Below are 13,919 nucleotides of genomic sequence, written 5' to 3'. Positions count from 1 at the left end.
CGTAGCAATGCTACGTCTCTATATTCTTTTTCGGAGATGTCTAATAGGTTCAGGATTGGCGATAACAGGCAAACTCCATTGAAAAAGTAACCATACCAGAAGTAAGCGATGTCTGACGACAAGCCGCTTCGCGTCTACGCAATTCTGTAGAATACCCAAACATCTTAATTGCATAGTTGCGGCTGAAAGACAACTTCAGATATTGGAAGGAGGAGATTTGCTTTAAGAAAATAAAAGTCACCCTAGCATAGTATTGTGTTAGGGCGATCGCTAATTTTTCACTCTATGCCGAATAAACGCTTCTATCACATTGGCTTTGAACTAGACGATTTAGGTTCATCGCCTCCCAGCATTGCTCTATTATCGGGCGACCCGGAGCGATCGCGTCTAATTGCCCAAACTTATTTACAAAATGTACGCGTGTTATCAGAAAATCGCGGACTCAATAGCTATGTAGGATACTTACCTAATGGTCGCCCTATCTTATCAGCTACTAGTGGTATGGGTGCGCCTTCATTAAGTATTGTGGTCAATGAGTTAATCCAAGTAGGAATCCGGCAAATTATTCGCATTGGAACTTGTGGTAGCATCCAACCTTATATAGCAGTCGGTAGCGTTGTTATTAGCAGTGCAGCATTGTGTCGCCAAGGTGCAGCAAATGATATTGCACCTGTGGAGTATCCAGCCGCAGCCGATCCTTTTCTCACAGTCGCTTTAGTTAAAGCTGCACGAGAATTAAAGGTTGAATATTACATAGGAATTACGGCATCAGTTGATACTTTTTACGAAGGACAAGAACGTACTGATTCAGCGAATCCAAATTTAATGCGATCGCTGCACGGTATTACAGAAGAATATCGGCGATTAAATATCTTAAATTATGAGATGGAATGCGGCACATTATTCAAAATGGCAGGAGTGTATAATTTTGCTGCTGCTGCTATTTGTGGTGTAGTTGCTGGGCGTACTGTTAGTGAAAATATCATCTTAGAACAAAAGGATATTGCTGTTACAAATGCGATCGCAACTGCTGTACATGCAGCAGAAACCCTTGAATAATCACAAATTTATCTTCCTAGTCTGCTAGATTTAATATGTTTTAAGTAGTTTTATCATGTCTTTACCTAATCTTTAATTTATCAATCAGTAATTATAGATATTATGTATTGAGTAAAATGCAATTTTATCTACTGGAGGCATTTAGATAAACAAAAAAAGACTGGATAACTTAAAACTATAAAAATTGTGTAATTAACATCGACAATAGTTGTAACAAAAACAACAGTATTTATTGAAAACTTCGTTGTAATCATGGAGTATCAGAATTTGCTTACTCTTAACACTATGGATTTATAGCACCAATTTTTTGTAGATATTATGATGAATTAAGCTATCAAAAGATATCAGCATAATTGGAGAAAAATATAACATGAAGAATGCTTGGAGGCGTTGGATTAAAACCGTTAACCTAACTGCGATGTCTACGACGGTCTACGCCTACGCACTAATGCCGACGCTGATATTTTTAGCATTCTCTCATCAGGCAACAGCTGACGATCCAGGAGCATGTTACATGATAACCTCTTCTGGTAAAACCGTTGAATTGGGAAGGCTTTGTGGCAATATACCCGTAGCTTCAGAGAACAGAGTTTTTCGAGTCCCAATCAAACGCCGCTTTGGTGGAACTCCTGTGATTGATGTCACCTTCAATAATAAAAAAACCTTTGAAATGATTGTAGATACAGGTTCTAGTGAAACTATTATCACTCAAGGGATGGCGAATACACTTGAACTCCAGCCTACAGGGACAATGCAAGCCCAAATTGCTGATGGTAGCCAAGTAGAATTTCTAACCAGTAAGCTAAAATCTATTGCAGTAGGTGGAGTTACAACCAATAATCTTCGGGTGGCGATCGCACCAAAAGCAAGCATTGGCTTACTAGGCCACGATTTCTTTGGCAGCTATGATATCAAGATTCTAGAAAAAGAGGTCGAATTTCATCATCGCTAATGTCCGCAGCTAAAAACGTAGTATCCTACATTTTGGTATCTATAAAAGGACGGGGAATAACCCAAATTTTCGATGACTAAGCTGATTGAATACGAAGAAGCCAGCGACGAAGTACGTGCAGTATATGACGACATCCGCACTACACGCCAGAATGACTATATCAATAACTTTTGGAAAGCTATAGCCAATCATCCCCCTACTTTGCAACGAACTTGGCAAGCGGTAAAGGAAGTTATGACTGGCCCTGGTGAGATTGATCCATTAATGCGCGAACTAATTTACATCGCCGTGAGTGCGACGAATGGCTGTGACTATTGCATCGCCTCGCACACAGCAGGGGCGCGGGCCAAGGGCATGAATGATACCATGTTCGCGGAACTAATGGCGATCGCAGCCACTGCCAACATGACCAATCGCCTCGCCAACGGCTATCAAATTCCGGTGGACGAGAGATTTAAGACGTAGGAGTGTAGGCTTGTCCATTCCTGTTTAAGAGAATTATTTACTATGCCCAAAGTTCAGATTAACGGGATTGATTTGTTCTACGACATTAAGGGAAAGGGTGAGCCTTTGCTATTAATAGCTGGCTTCCTTTGCGATCATGCCTATTGGTCTCTGATTATGCCATCGCTGGTTTCGCAGTATCAAGTCATTCGCTTAGACAACCGAGGTATGGGGCGGAGTTCTGCTCCCGAAAACCCTTATAGTCTGAAGCAGATGGCTAATGACATTGCAGCATTGCTCGATCATATTGCGATCAATAAGGTGCATGTAGCAGGTCATTCAATGGGTGGTCAGATAGCCCAAGAGTTAGTGTTAGCACATCCTGAAAAGGTAGAAAGTCTAATGCTACTTTCATCATTGGCTAAGGGTGATGGATTATTTAACAGCATCATCGAGACTTGGGGTGACCTCTGCAAAAATGTAGACTTGAAACTTTATGAAAAAGTTGTATTACCTTGGATATTTACAGATACGTTCTATTCGATTCCTGGGATGATCGAAGGTTTGATTGAATTTGCAATCAGATATCCTTTCCCACCTGCGGCTCATTCACTCTATCATCACAGCCGAGCCATGCTTGACTTTGACACAATAGATCGCCTTCAACAAATTCATTGTCCTACTCTAGTTCTAGTTGGTAAACAAGACATTCTCACCCCGCTAAAGTTTTCCCAACAACTTACTCAAGGCATTCCTAACGCTGAACTTTTAGTCCTCAACGGTGGGGGTCATGGCTTCTTAATTGAATCGCCGGATGCTGTGGTTTCAGCTATGCTTAACTTCCTGGGGAAGTTGAAACCAGCTTATACGAATTAATAAAATTGGTTCTACAGTTCCCTTTATGGCTTGTCGTTACGCACATTTTTGTAACAGTCGAAGTGTCGTGTTTACCAGATATCCTGCCTTGGAATTTATTCCGAGGTGGGAATAGTAACAAAGCTCAAGATTTAAAAATGCTGGTATTGACAAAGTATTAAAGGCAGAGTTTCATTTTTGAAATACTCAGCGACTTTCTAATTTAGAAACTCGTGTCTCTAATTTGTTAACTTGTTGCTTCAATTCAACCACCAAAGTTGCCAGCCGATCAAACATCGGATCTTGTTGTGATAAGTTCCTTCTGGAACCAGTTGACTGGCGTGGGGTAAGTGTTGTTCTTGGCGATGAAGACTGGCCACTTCGACCGAGTTGAGACTCGATCTGGTTTAATCGTGACTCGACACGATTTAAGTCTGCTTCCAGGTTGTAGATGCGAGACTCTACTTGCTGAGATGAAGCAGTGTTTCCAAATAATCCACCCCAGAGAATTGTTGCTAAAATCCCGGCAAATATTAGCACTTGGATTTTTTTCATAACAGTCTATTTAGACAGAATATATTGGAATGGCTACGAGTATAAATCTGTAGTCATTTTCCTTATTTATCCTTTACTAAATCAGAAAATAACTTCTGCCAATCGATAGAGTTAACAGTATTATCTGCCTGTTTCACTTCAAACGTGACATTAGAAGCTTTTCCTAGTTTTAAAGCTTGCACACAAAGTTCTGCCACATCCTCACGGCTGATTTTGCCCTTAATATTATCACCTTGCTCGAATATTAACTCCTTACCTCCTGCTTCTTCAGTTAAGGCACAAGGTCTAACAATCGTATAAGGAATTCCGCTTTCTCTTAAACTATCTTCTCCCTTCAACTTCCAAGTTAAAATTCCTCCTAATTGGTCATTTAATTTCACTGCTGGCGGTTCTTCATCTAAATTAATGCCAGGGCGACCGGGACGAGTCACGCCTGCTGAACTGACGAGGATAAATTGTGGTAAAGTTGCACCGCCGTAAGCTTTTATTGATTCCAACTGTAAAGCAAAACCACCAGGAGAAAATTTTGGATTCAAAGCACCATCATATTCAAATTTGCTCAACATTAGTTGGAATGAACAAACTCTATTCTGCTCAATTGGTGGCGCATCTTTGACAACTTTTGCCCGAAAGACGGGAATCAAATCTGCAAAGGGAATGTGAACATCTATCCAGGTATCAGCTACGGTATCGAAAGAATAGCTGTAGCCAATACCATCCCATTTTGTATCTGTCCGTAGGAATATTTTATAACGCTGGCCGTCACCTTTGACGCGCAATTTCACACCTTCGCAATCAGATAAATTGAAGGGTGGATCAAAATTCTTGGTTCTGATAGAAGCAAATCCGCCAGAGTTAGCGGTGGAGACATTACCAGCAAATAAAGCTGTATTTTCTAGTAATTGGATATTACTGGCACTTACGCCACCCATGACAACATCATCCAGCGCCCCCCAGTAATCTTTTAATTCTGCTGATGGCTTGGTGAAATCAAATATCGGTTTTTCGCTTGCTTGAGGTAGATATTTTGCAGCCGCTTGGACTAAGTTTTTAACACCTTGATATTCTACATTTTCTGGTGTGTCGCCAAAAATTTCTGGTTGGTAAAATTTAACACCTTGATAATATTTAGCTCTATCTGCTGTGTCTCCCTCAACTGGTTGCACGCGCACTGCTGTGCAACAAACTACAGCTTGGATATCAGCCATAACTAAAGAAGTTAAAGTTTCTGGTTGAGTAATATCCGCAACTACTAAGTCTATATCATTACCAATAATTGACCTGGCTCTGTCAATGTCTCGAACTAGGGCGCGAACTTTATAACCTTGTTGGAGCGATCGCTCTACCACTCGTTTACCTACACCGCCTGTTGCACCTGCTACTAATATTACACCCACATTTCTTCCTCCATTGGGTCTATTTTGACTATCCTTAGGACGGCCTTGAATTAACTGCTGTACCCAGTTAAGGAAAGGAATTACCTCAAAGTAAGTCAGGGTTTCAATAAACCTGCCTAAATCCCATTGAGAACGATTTTTGTCAGTCATATTTGCGTCCTCATAACTTTCTTCAGTTTAGCCCAATGTTTGTTTCTCCAAATCCTCCGGTACTCAGAGCTTGGATAATACTCAATTGCTTTAATTGGGGAAAAGGGTACAGGAGATAACTATAACCTGTAACCTATTCCCTTAAACCAAATCTTTGGCATTACATGCGACACAGAATAGCCCGTCGTAGACATCGCTCAATCACGTTAGGATACTTAATGAGGCGTTCCTAATCAAACGGTAATTTACTTATGAGCCAACTTGAAGACATTCAAGCTGAGTATGAAAAGTTTCCAGAAGAATTGGAGAGTGTAATTATTAGCACCGTGAGCGCACAGGCAATACCCAATGCTAGTTATGCTCCCTTTGTAATAGATGATTCTAAAAACATCTACATTTACGTCAGTGGTCTTTCAACTCATACCAAAAATCTCTATGAAAATCCTCATGTTAGTGTCTTGTTTATCGAGGATGAAGCCAAGAGTCATCTAATTTTTGCCCGTCGTCGTTTAAATTTTGATTGTAGGGCAAATTTGATAGAGCGTGAAACTGATAAGTGGAATCAAATTGTTGAGCAATTTCAAGCGCGGTTTGGTCAAATTATCGAGGTTTTGCGCGGCTTATCTGACTTTCGGATTTTCCAGCTAACACCAAGTGAAGGCCGTTTTGTAGTTGGTTTTGGGGCAGCCTATCACATCAGTGGTGATAATCTAAATCAACTTGTTCAGATCACAGGAGATAGTAATCAAAAGCAAGGATGAATTGTATGCGAATTAAATATGAAATAGCTTAGGAAACAAAAAGTTTACTTACTTCGATATTTATCGGTAAGCTTAACTTTATACCTCGTAATTTTTCCTTCGGGTAAAGTGCCATTAAACTATACTTTTAAATTTTATGCTTCAGTTTCAACCTCCTGGCTTTGGACATAAACTTATCCATACATCCTTGGGGGCAATGGTTTACTATACCCAAACGAATGCACCTTGGCCCTTCGCTGATACTGAAGATTTACCTCCACTACTGTTTCTCCATAACTTTGGTGGTGGAGCGTCTGCCTATGAATGGTCTAAAGTTTATCCGGCTTTTGCCTATAATTACCATATTTTAGCTCCTGATTTAATCGGCTGGGGAGAATCGGCTCATCCAGTCCGGGATTATAAAATTAGGGATTATCTCAGCACGATCGCAGAGTTTATCATTGAAACTTGTCGTCAACCAGTGACAGTAGTAGCCTCGTCTCTAACAGCCGCGTTTGCTATTCGCCTAGCTATTGTTCAACCCAATTTATTCAAAGCGCTGTTTTTGGTTTCCCCCTCTGGATTTGATGATTTTGGGCAGGGTGCTGGACGCAGACTTCCGCTTTCGGTAATCAATGCGCCTCTGTTGGACAATTTTATTTATATGCTTGGTGCTGAAAATGAAATTGCAGTCCGAAATTTTTTACAAAGTTTTCTGTTTGCCAAATCACAACGAGTATCTCAAGAAATGGTGGAGGCTTATTTAACCTCCGCACAACAGCCTAATGCCAAGTTTGCCGCTTTGTCATTTTTGCGCGGCGATCTTTACTTCGATTTGAGTTTATATATTAAACAACTGACAATTCCCACAGTCATTTTTTGGGGAGAAAAGGCACAATTTACCAGCGTCAAACTAGGACGACGCTTGGCAAATTTAAATCCAAGTGCAATTCAAGATTTTTATGCGATCGCAGATACAGGAATATTACCTCATTTAGAAACACCAGAAGTTTTCATTGGTTTATTGCAAAAGTATCTTGGGGGAGTGGGGATTAGGGGAGGCAGGGGAAGAATAACTAATGACAAATGACAAATGACAAATGACTACTTAGAAATTAACTGTGCATTTAATGCTTTAGCGATACGATCGCCAGAAGCTTCTAAGTGAGCTAGGGTGTAAATATCAAGGCTTTCACTAAGTTGTTTGAGTCTGACATTAATGGCTTTTTGCAGTTGGCGCAATTCATACCAAGCCAGTGTTCGACCATCTTCTGGTGTATCATTAGTATCCAACATCATCTCTAGTAAAATATTCAGATATTCTCGTTGCAATGAACGGCGGATGCTAGAAATTGGCTTTGGTTCTCCTGGGGTTAAAACTTCTGTCCAAATGCCTGTTTGCAAGGTGTCGAACAGTTCCGGGATGGAAAGCGCTTCTCCAGGGGGAGTTTTTAATTCTATGTCTTGTAAACGATTCAGGCGATCGCTGTCTAATAGCGATCGCAGTACCGCACTTTGGAAACCCAGAATGCGATCGTGAATTGGATAATCAAGGCGGTTGTTAGGTACAGAATTACCCCAGTGTTCCCAGCGCGATGGTGCTAGTTGATTTAACAATTGTGGTGAAAAACTAAAAGCATTCTCAGCAAACACATACTCTTGTAACTTTGTCAATGCTTGACGTTGTTTTAAAAGTGAAACTGGTACAAATGTCCAAGAAGTATCATCGCTAGCATGGAGACGCCGAAACGATTGTCCACCAATGTATTTAGAAAGTAAGGTGGCGTTGCGAAAATAATATTTAAGAACTCTATTAAATGAGACGCGCAGATTACTATAACTTTCGCCTTTCGATAGATAACCTTTGTCAAGGCGCTGCCACATAAAACGGGCATTATCCATTTGCCATTGCGAATAAAGTAGCACATTACTACTCATGTCCCAGACATTTGCCAAAGGATTAATGTCCCAGATATCTTCATCAGTTGCATAAGATAATTCTGGTTGAGGCGACACCAGTGCAATCTGCTCCAAAAAACTTTTTTCTGATTCTGGAATGATTCCTTCAAGTGTTACTGATTGGCTTCTTTTATAACCATACTCAATTGCCCATTCGTCATAGGGCCCAACAACTCCTGGGAAATAGTCGCCTTGTTGTATTCCCTGTGGTGCTATATTCACGGGTAGATAGTCCATCACCGAACCCACTAAACCTTTAGTGCGAGTGATTTCAGTATTATTTAATTCTTCAGGCGTTAACATAGTGCTGCCGTGAAAGTTGTGGCGCAAACCGAGAGTATGCCCGACTTCGTGAGCAATCAGAGAACGCAAATATTGATGCACATACTTTTTCATGTTTTCACTACTAGGTGTAGTGTTTGGCAAAATTGACAATGCCAACGCCCCCATTGCGGCTTGGTCTGAAGACTCCATGCTGTAGCAGAAGTCATTGTCTACTAAATGTTGTTCAGGAAAAGCTTTAAAACCTTTCGAGAATGTTGCAGATAAATTACCTGGACATGGGTTTTTGCGCAGTTGAGAAAAGTGTCCATCCGTAAAAGATGAATTTCCTTCCATCAGTGCGTGATATTCTTGCTGAATTGAACGCACCATATTGGCATCCACAATAATATCTGCATCCAATATTTCCCCGGTAAGTGGGTTAACGCGCACTGGGCCTTTGGCAAAACCTGCATCTAAAGAATTGAACCAGCGAATAGTGTTGTAATGTACATCTGCGGGTTGCCAATCAACATCATCTGGCATTTGCTGCACTTCAATAGCATTTTGAAATCCAGCTTTTTCAAACGCTTTGTTCCACATCAAAACACCTTCACGAATCGCATCGCGGTACTCTAGCGGCACAGCATTTTCAATCCAAAACACAATAGGCTTTTTGGGTGGAGATAAGGGGGCGTTAGGATCTGATGGCTCTAGATGCCAACGATTGATGTAACGGACAAATGATTCGTGAGCATTATTATTAGATAAATCTTGGAAAGCAGTAATAAAATATCCTACTCTGTCATCTGCAAGTCTAGGAATATAACCAGTGTTTTCTCTAAGCTGAGAAAAACTGTAGTGTACCTTCAGAGTGAGTGCCCTGCTATCGGGTACTGTGACTAAATTTGCTCCTTCTGGTGATGAAAAACCGTAAATCGAATCAATTTCTACATTTTCTGCGAAGCTATTAACATAACCCAAATAAGACTTTCTTGCATCCAAGTAATAATCAGCCTGCAAAGAGGATTTTAATAAAGTAGTTAAGCCGGGAAAATCCTGCATGAGCAGTTCATCTAGGCTGATGAGAATATTTTTACCGCCTGGTTTAATAGTGTGTATTTCGAGTGAATAAAGAACTGAGTCGCTAAATGAACGAGCAAGCGATCGCTGTTCTGGTCTAGTTTCTGCGCGGAATTTAACATTACGAACCACAAAGTGCAATCTATTCTTTACTCGTTGGAAGTAGAATAAAAAATCAGATAGAGGTAATCCACTATAAATTCCCTTTTCCCCGACGCCAGATTCCAATGTGACTATAGCTAGATAGTCTTTATTTAGCTGTTCTGGTTTAATTTCTAAGTAAATTTTGCCCGAATCGCCACTGCAATAAAGTGTGAAAAGTCCCTCTAGTTTATCTATTCTTTTGACAATCTCATTAAATTGGCAAAAATCATCTTTTTTACTCTTAGTAAGATTATTGTCAGCACTTGCTAAATTTTCAACCATCGGGAGTGCATTTAATTGTTGCACATCTATATTTGAAAGTGGGTTTGCTCCTGCATAATCACTTGATAGGAGCAAGTTATACATTAATATTATACAGATTGCGAATTTTCTAATCCAGTATTTCATCCTTTGGCTTTCCACCTGAACCAGTTTTCGTATTGAGGAAAAAATGTGGATTAATTTGCCGTCTATAAGCCCTTCAATATCTAAGGATTACGGTATAAATCCACTCATTTAGACAAAATGTCTCTAGCCTAAAAGTCGTCTTACTATTAATTGTTTTTAATAGCTATTTATTTTTATGCATCAAGTATCTGTTTCTTAAGATAGATAATTTATCTAACCAAAGATACATGTTTTATTTAACTTATATCTGTATTAAAAACCAAATGTAGCATTAAAAATGTATTTAGTGCTACATTTGCCAGCATAAGTAATCTCAAGCATCATTTATAAACAGAAAGAGAGACTCCTGAGAAAGCTGTTATTGAGCATTAAAAAGCTTTTTTCGGGTGAATTGTGGAAATCTATGCTAATCACAACCGCTTTCTCACATCCTCAATTAGTTCTTCTCAATGGTCTTCAAAGCGCTAGCCCAACAGAAAATTAGCTTTCTTACCTAGTTCTCGCCCTTTTGTCGCTATGCGTTTCCATCCAATTCTTTTTTGACTAGGCTTTATACCCTGCAACTTTAGTTTTCTGCCTCCTGCCTTTTGTCCCCTGCCTTTCTTTGTAATACATGAAAAATATCGTGGGTAACTAAATATCGCCAAGCAAATAGATTATGATCCAAGTTTTCTGAGTTTTTGTAAGTGATAATCCCTTGGAGTTGTTGTAGCTTTTTGAACATAATGATTTTCTTTAGTAGATTAAAAAATGGGAGCATCCCAATGCAAGTAAATTTACCAAAATCGTTACAATTCAATTGCGAATGAAGCGTAAAGTCAACGGCATAGCTTTGCTTAACGCGCTAGCTTTTCTAAGAGTTGTAAAATGAAGCGATCGCCAAATAGAGATGTTGCGATCGCTTTGTTTCTGACCAATTAGCATCAAACAAATTACCTCTTCCCAAAGAAAGATTTAAAATATATTTATTTTTTATAACTAAAATATGCCTTTTGCTAGAAGAATAATTACCCTTATACAATTAATCTTTATTTGTAGTCAAAAAAAAGCTAATTGGCATGATAAATTTGATTTCTAAGACGATTGCTAACATCAGTTCCTTACTTAAAGGGCTTCAGGTAAAATCTTTTTTGGCTGTTGTCGTAGTTGGTTTTCTAGTGCTGACCACGAATGTTAGTGATGGGCCAAATGACAAAGGCTTAAAGGAAAGAGTTCGCCAACAGGTAGAGCAAAATGATGCTGAAAGACCCAAAACAGTAGGGCAGTGGTTTAAGGATGCTCGTGAAACCGAAGATTCTCCTGGTGAACGACTTCAGAAGATTGGGCAACAGTCAGGAGAAGCCTTTAAAGAGTTTGGAGGCGGATACGTAAAGGGCGCTAAAGAAACTGCTAGTGATGTAGGCGACAGTGCCGCAGAGGCAGCCAAAGATGTAGTTGGACGCTAAATGCGTTAGATATTGTATTGGCAGCAAGTACTAATAACTTTTGGCCAATAAAAGAGTAATAATAGGGGCGCTGGTGTCTAATCACCGAATTTTAATACTTGGGTAACGCGCTTACCCGTGCTGATGATAGATTGTAGCGTTTCTCAATTGCATAAAATATAGTCCTTTAGTAGGGGTGTACAGCTATCTGTGCGCCCCTACTGCATGTTGCATTTAAACAATAGTAATTTTGAGAAGTGATGCAAAATAGCCCATCGTAGACATTGCCTGCACTGTACAATTCAGAATCCAACATTGGAAGAAAACAGGTTAAAGATGCAATCGTCACCGCCCGTCTTATATCCCAATACGGTTCAGTTAAGGCTAAAACTCTTTGTCAAACTCAATTTTTTTAACGTAGACGCTTCTCTACGAGACGCTACGCGAACGGCTTGCCGCAGGCTACCGCCAAGGACGCCAAGGACGCAGAGAGAAGAAAGAAATGCTTAACTGAACTATATTGTCTTATATCCCGACGCTAAACGGAGTACCGTTATCGCGCAGGAATTACGACGAAATAGTTAAACCTCTGCACCTTCAAGTCAAAGAGATGTCACGAAACTTGTATGTCTTGTAACTTTGCCACCATTTCTGCACGCGCCGAAACCTTCAACTTACGAAACATCCTCTTCAAAGCTTGTTTAACGGAATTTTGTGTAATCCAAAGTTTTTCCCCAATTTCTGCGTTCGTTAACCCCTGTGCTACTAACTCGGCAATTTCTAACTCACGCGCTGTTAAAGGATTTACTAAAAGGGAATGAGATATTTTTGGTTCTGTCCGTAGAGTTGCCATTTTTGCTGATAAATGAATGCATAAGGCACTCAAATCAGCTAAATCGTTGCCATTAAAAGCAGGATTTCCCTTGTCACGAGCTAAGTTAAGCGTTCCTACAAGACGGCCATTACAAACAATTGGCCCAGTCATTACGTGTTCGTGATCGGAACGCGAGCAAAAATGCTTCCAGTCTCCTGGCGATAATAATAATTGTTCATGGGCGGGAGCGTGACGCTCAACCACGTAGCGTCCGACTGGATTGCTTTCTAAGCATACTGCCGGAATGCCCTGAACATCGATTTGCGCCGTTGGTTGCTCATCTAGGAAATAAATGCCCCAATTTTGCACACCAAAATGCTCACCAATTTTATCCGTGAGAGCTAGCCTTAATTCTTGCTCATTTTGGACATTGGCGATCGCATCAAATACGACGTGAAGAGAATTAACCATAAGTGTACCCAGTTGGGGACTATCCAAGCCTCAACAATTACTTCTATGCTAATACCAAGGAAACTAAAACGCTAATTACAGTAGCGACTAGGAGAAGCACATGACAGTTACACAACTCTCTGCTCAGGAACTTTTCCGGGCTGCTTATGAGAACCGTTACACTTGGGACAAGAATTTCCCTGGTTATACCGCAAATATTACCTTTAAGCATGATGATAAAGTGTTTACGGGCAAAGTAATCATCAACGCCAATCTCAAAGCCGAAGTTTTGGATGTAGATGACGAGTCGGCCCAGAAAGCAATTCATGGTCAAGCATGGGAGATAGCAATTCACCGCATCCGCCGCAGCTTTGAAGACACTCACAGCGCCAATACGTTTAGCTATGGCAAAACTGACGAAACTGGTGCGGTTGAGCTTTTAATTGGTGGTAAGGCTGAGGGCGATAAATACAAAGTCCGCAATAATGAAGTATGCCATGTTCACCGTTTAATTCACGGTACTTATGTCACAATTGACACCTTCAGCAGTCACGACACTGGCGAAGGCTACCTATCCCACCGCTATGACTCTGTGTACCATGACCCCAAGACTGGGGAACAAAAGGGCGGTAGAAGCGAATTTACCGATGAATATGAAAAAGTTGGTGACTATTTTATTCTAAATCGTCGGGAGATTCGCACCGAGACAGCAGGACAAGTTTCTATTCAAGAATTTATCTTCTCTGATATTAAGTTGTTGGAACCTGTTGCTGCTTAAGATGTATTTTGTAATCTAAAAATCAGCGTAGGCACAGCCTACGCTTTTTTTTTGATTGTCAATTCCAAATTTCGCAGACAGCATACCTTGAGAGTATAGACAACGCCAAAAGAATTTTTCAAAATGATATCTGCAAAATTACGCTCTGATGCTTCTGATGTAAGCTTTACCACAGATTCAAATAGAGAACAGATTCAGAATCCTGTGACAGGCGATCGCATGAAGATTCTTCGCTCAATTCATGATACCAATGGAGAATATGTAAAATTTTGTTCAGAAAGCTAATACATTATCAAGTTTATAATCAATCTTGCTTGAAACCACAACCCAAACATCGCATACAAACAAAAAAAGCCCCTAAAACGGAGATTATCTCAAATAGTAATTGAAATGACAAAGGAGCCAGAGCAAATCCCCAAACCAGAACAATTGTCCCAACTACCATA

General features: G+C 40.2%; 15 protein-coding genes. 9 read left to right on the top strand and 6 right to left on the bottom strand.

Annotated elements, in window-relative coordinates:
* Window positions 1-285 precede the first annotated feature (285 nt).
* From RMZ43_RS10385 to RMZ43_RS10370, 4 genes are all read left to right on the top strand, one after another.
* Window positions 286-1,059, top strand: a complete 774-nt coding sequence (locus tag RMZ43_RS10385) for a nucleoside phosphorylase (RefSeq protein WP_322649645.1) — start codon at window positions 286-288, stop codon at window positions 1,057-1,059.
* Between the two features lie 370 nt (window positions 1,060-1,429).
* On the top strand, window positions 1,430-2,011 hold the full coding sequence (locus tag RMZ43_RS10380; RefSeq protein WP_322649646.1) for a retropepsin-like aspartic protease family protein: 582 nt from the start codon (window positions 1,430-1,432) through the stop codon (window positions 2,009-2,011).
* Window positions 2,012-2,083: 72 nt separating this feature from the next.
* Window positions 2,084-2,476, top strand: coding sequence for a carboxymuconolactone decarboxylase family protein (locus tag RMZ43_RS10375; RefSeq protein WP_322654074.1), 393 nt, complete (start codon window positions 2,084-2,086; stop codon window positions 2,474-2,476).
* Between the two features lie 42 nt (window positions 2,477-2,518).
* Window positions 2,519-3,331: an alpha/beta fold hydrolase gene (locus RMZ43_RS10370; RefSeq protein ID WP_322649648.1), complete on the top strand. Its 813-nt coding sequence runs from the start codon at window positions 2,519-2,521 to the stop codon at window positions 3,329-3,331.
* A 186-nt stretch (window positions 3,332-3,517) separates the two neighbouring features.
* Here the strand turns inward: RMZ43_RS10370 and RMZ43_RS10365 are convergent, their stop codons facing one another.
* Both RMZ43_RS10365 and RMZ43_RS10360 read right to left on the bottom strand, forming a co-directional pair.
* Window positions 3,518-3,865 carry a hypothetical protein gene (locus tag RMZ43_RS10365; RefSeq protein WP_322649649.1) on the bottom strand — a complete coding sequence of 116 codons (348 nt, stop codon included), beginning with the start codon at window positions 3,863-3,865 and terminating at the stop codon, window positions 3,518-3,520.
* A 62-nt stretch (window positions 3,866-3,927) separates the two neighbouring features.
* Window positions 3,928-5,412 (bottom strand): CIA30 family protein, encoded by a 1,485-nt coding sequence (locus RMZ43_RS10360; RefSeq protein ID WP_322654075.1) that lies wholly within the window; start codon window positions 5,410-5,412, stop codon window positions 3,928-3,930.
* Between the two features lie 251 nt (window positions 5,413-5,663).
* Between RMZ43_RS10360 and RMZ43_RS10355 the strand changes: the two genes are divergently transcribed.
* On the top strand, window positions 5,664-6,173 hold the full coding sequence (locus RMZ43_RS10355; protein ID WP_322654076.1) for a HugZ family protein: 510 nt from the start codon (window positions 5,664-5,666) through the stop codon (window positions 6,171-6,173).
* Window positions 6,174-6,309: 136 nt separating this feature from the next.
* Window positions 6,310-7,242: an alpha/beta fold hydrolase gene (locus RMZ43_RS10350; RefSeq protein ID WP_322654077.1), complete on the top strand. Its 933-nt coding sequence runs from the start codon at window positions 6,310-6,312 to the stop codon at window positions 7,240-7,242.
* A 14-nt stretch (window positions 7,243-7,256) separates the two neighbouring features.
* On the opposite strand, the gene RMZ43_RS10345 is transcribed toward RMZ43_RS10350, so the two are convergent.
* From RMZ43_RS10345 to RMZ43_RS10335, 3 genes are all read right to left on the bottom strand, one after another.
* On the bottom strand, window positions 7,257-10,007 hold the full coding sequence (locus RMZ43_RS10345; RefSeq protein WP_322654078.1) for a zinc-dependent metalloprotease: 2,751 nt from the start codon (window positions 10,005-10,007) through the stop codon (window positions 7,257-7,259).
* A gap of 565 nt (window positions 10,008-10,572) precedes the next feature.
* A complete protein-coding gene (locus RMZ43_RS10340) occupies window positions 10,573-10,731 on the bottom strand; it encodes a hypothetical protein (protein ID WP_322654079.1) in 159 nt (52 codons plus the stop codon).
* Between the two features lie 71 nt (window positions 10,732-10,802).
* Complete coding sequence (locus RMZ43_RS10335) at window positions 10,803-10,931, bottom strand: hypothetical protein (protein WP_322654080.1); 129 nt, start codon at window positions 10,929-10,931, stop codon at window positions 10,803-10,805.
* Window positions 10,932-11,065: 134 nt separating this feature from the next.
* On the opposite strand from RMZ43_RS10335, the gene RMZ43_RS10330 reads away from it, so the two are divergent.
* Entirely contained in the window at window positions 11,066-11,452 is a 387-nt protein-coding gene (locus RMZ43_RS10330) for a hypothetical protein (RefSeq protein ID WP_322649656.1), read from the top strand.
* Between the two features lie 592 nt (window positions 11,453-12,044).
* On the opposite strand, the gene RMZ43_RS10325 is transcribed toward RMZ43_RS10330, so the two are convergent.
* Entirely contained in the window at window positions 12,045-12,716 is a 672-nt protein-coding gene (locus tag RMZ43_RS10325) for a LuxR C-terminal-related transcriptional regulator (RefSeq protein ID WP_322649657.1), read from the bottom strand.
* A gap of 100 nt (window positions 12,717-12,816) precedes the next feature.
* On the opposite strand from RMZ43_RS10325, the gene RMZ43_RS10320 reads away from it, so the two are divergent.
* The gene (locus RMZ43_RS10320; protein WP_109006890.1) at window positions 12,817-13,473 is read left to right on the top strand and encodes a DUF3386 domain-containing protein; all 657 of its coding nucleotides are present in this window, start codon (window positions 12,817-12,819) and stop codon (window positions 13,471-13,473) included.
* Window positions 13,474-13,596: 123 nt separating this feature from the next.
* Complete coding sequence (locus RMZ43_RS10315) at window positions 13,597-13,758, top strand: hypothetical protein (RefSeq protein WP_322653158.1); 162 nt, start codon at window positions 13,597-13,599, stop codon at window positions 13,756-13,758.
* The last annotated feature ends 161 nt before the right edge of the window (window positions 13,759-13,919 follow it).

The sequence above is a fragment of the Nostoc sp. CmiVER01 genome (assembly GCF_034531135.2).
GTDB lineage: Bacteria > Cyanobacteriota > Cyanobacteriia > Cyanobacteriales > Nostocaceae > Nostoc.
This window is presented reverse-complemented; position numbering and strand designations above follow the sequence as displayed.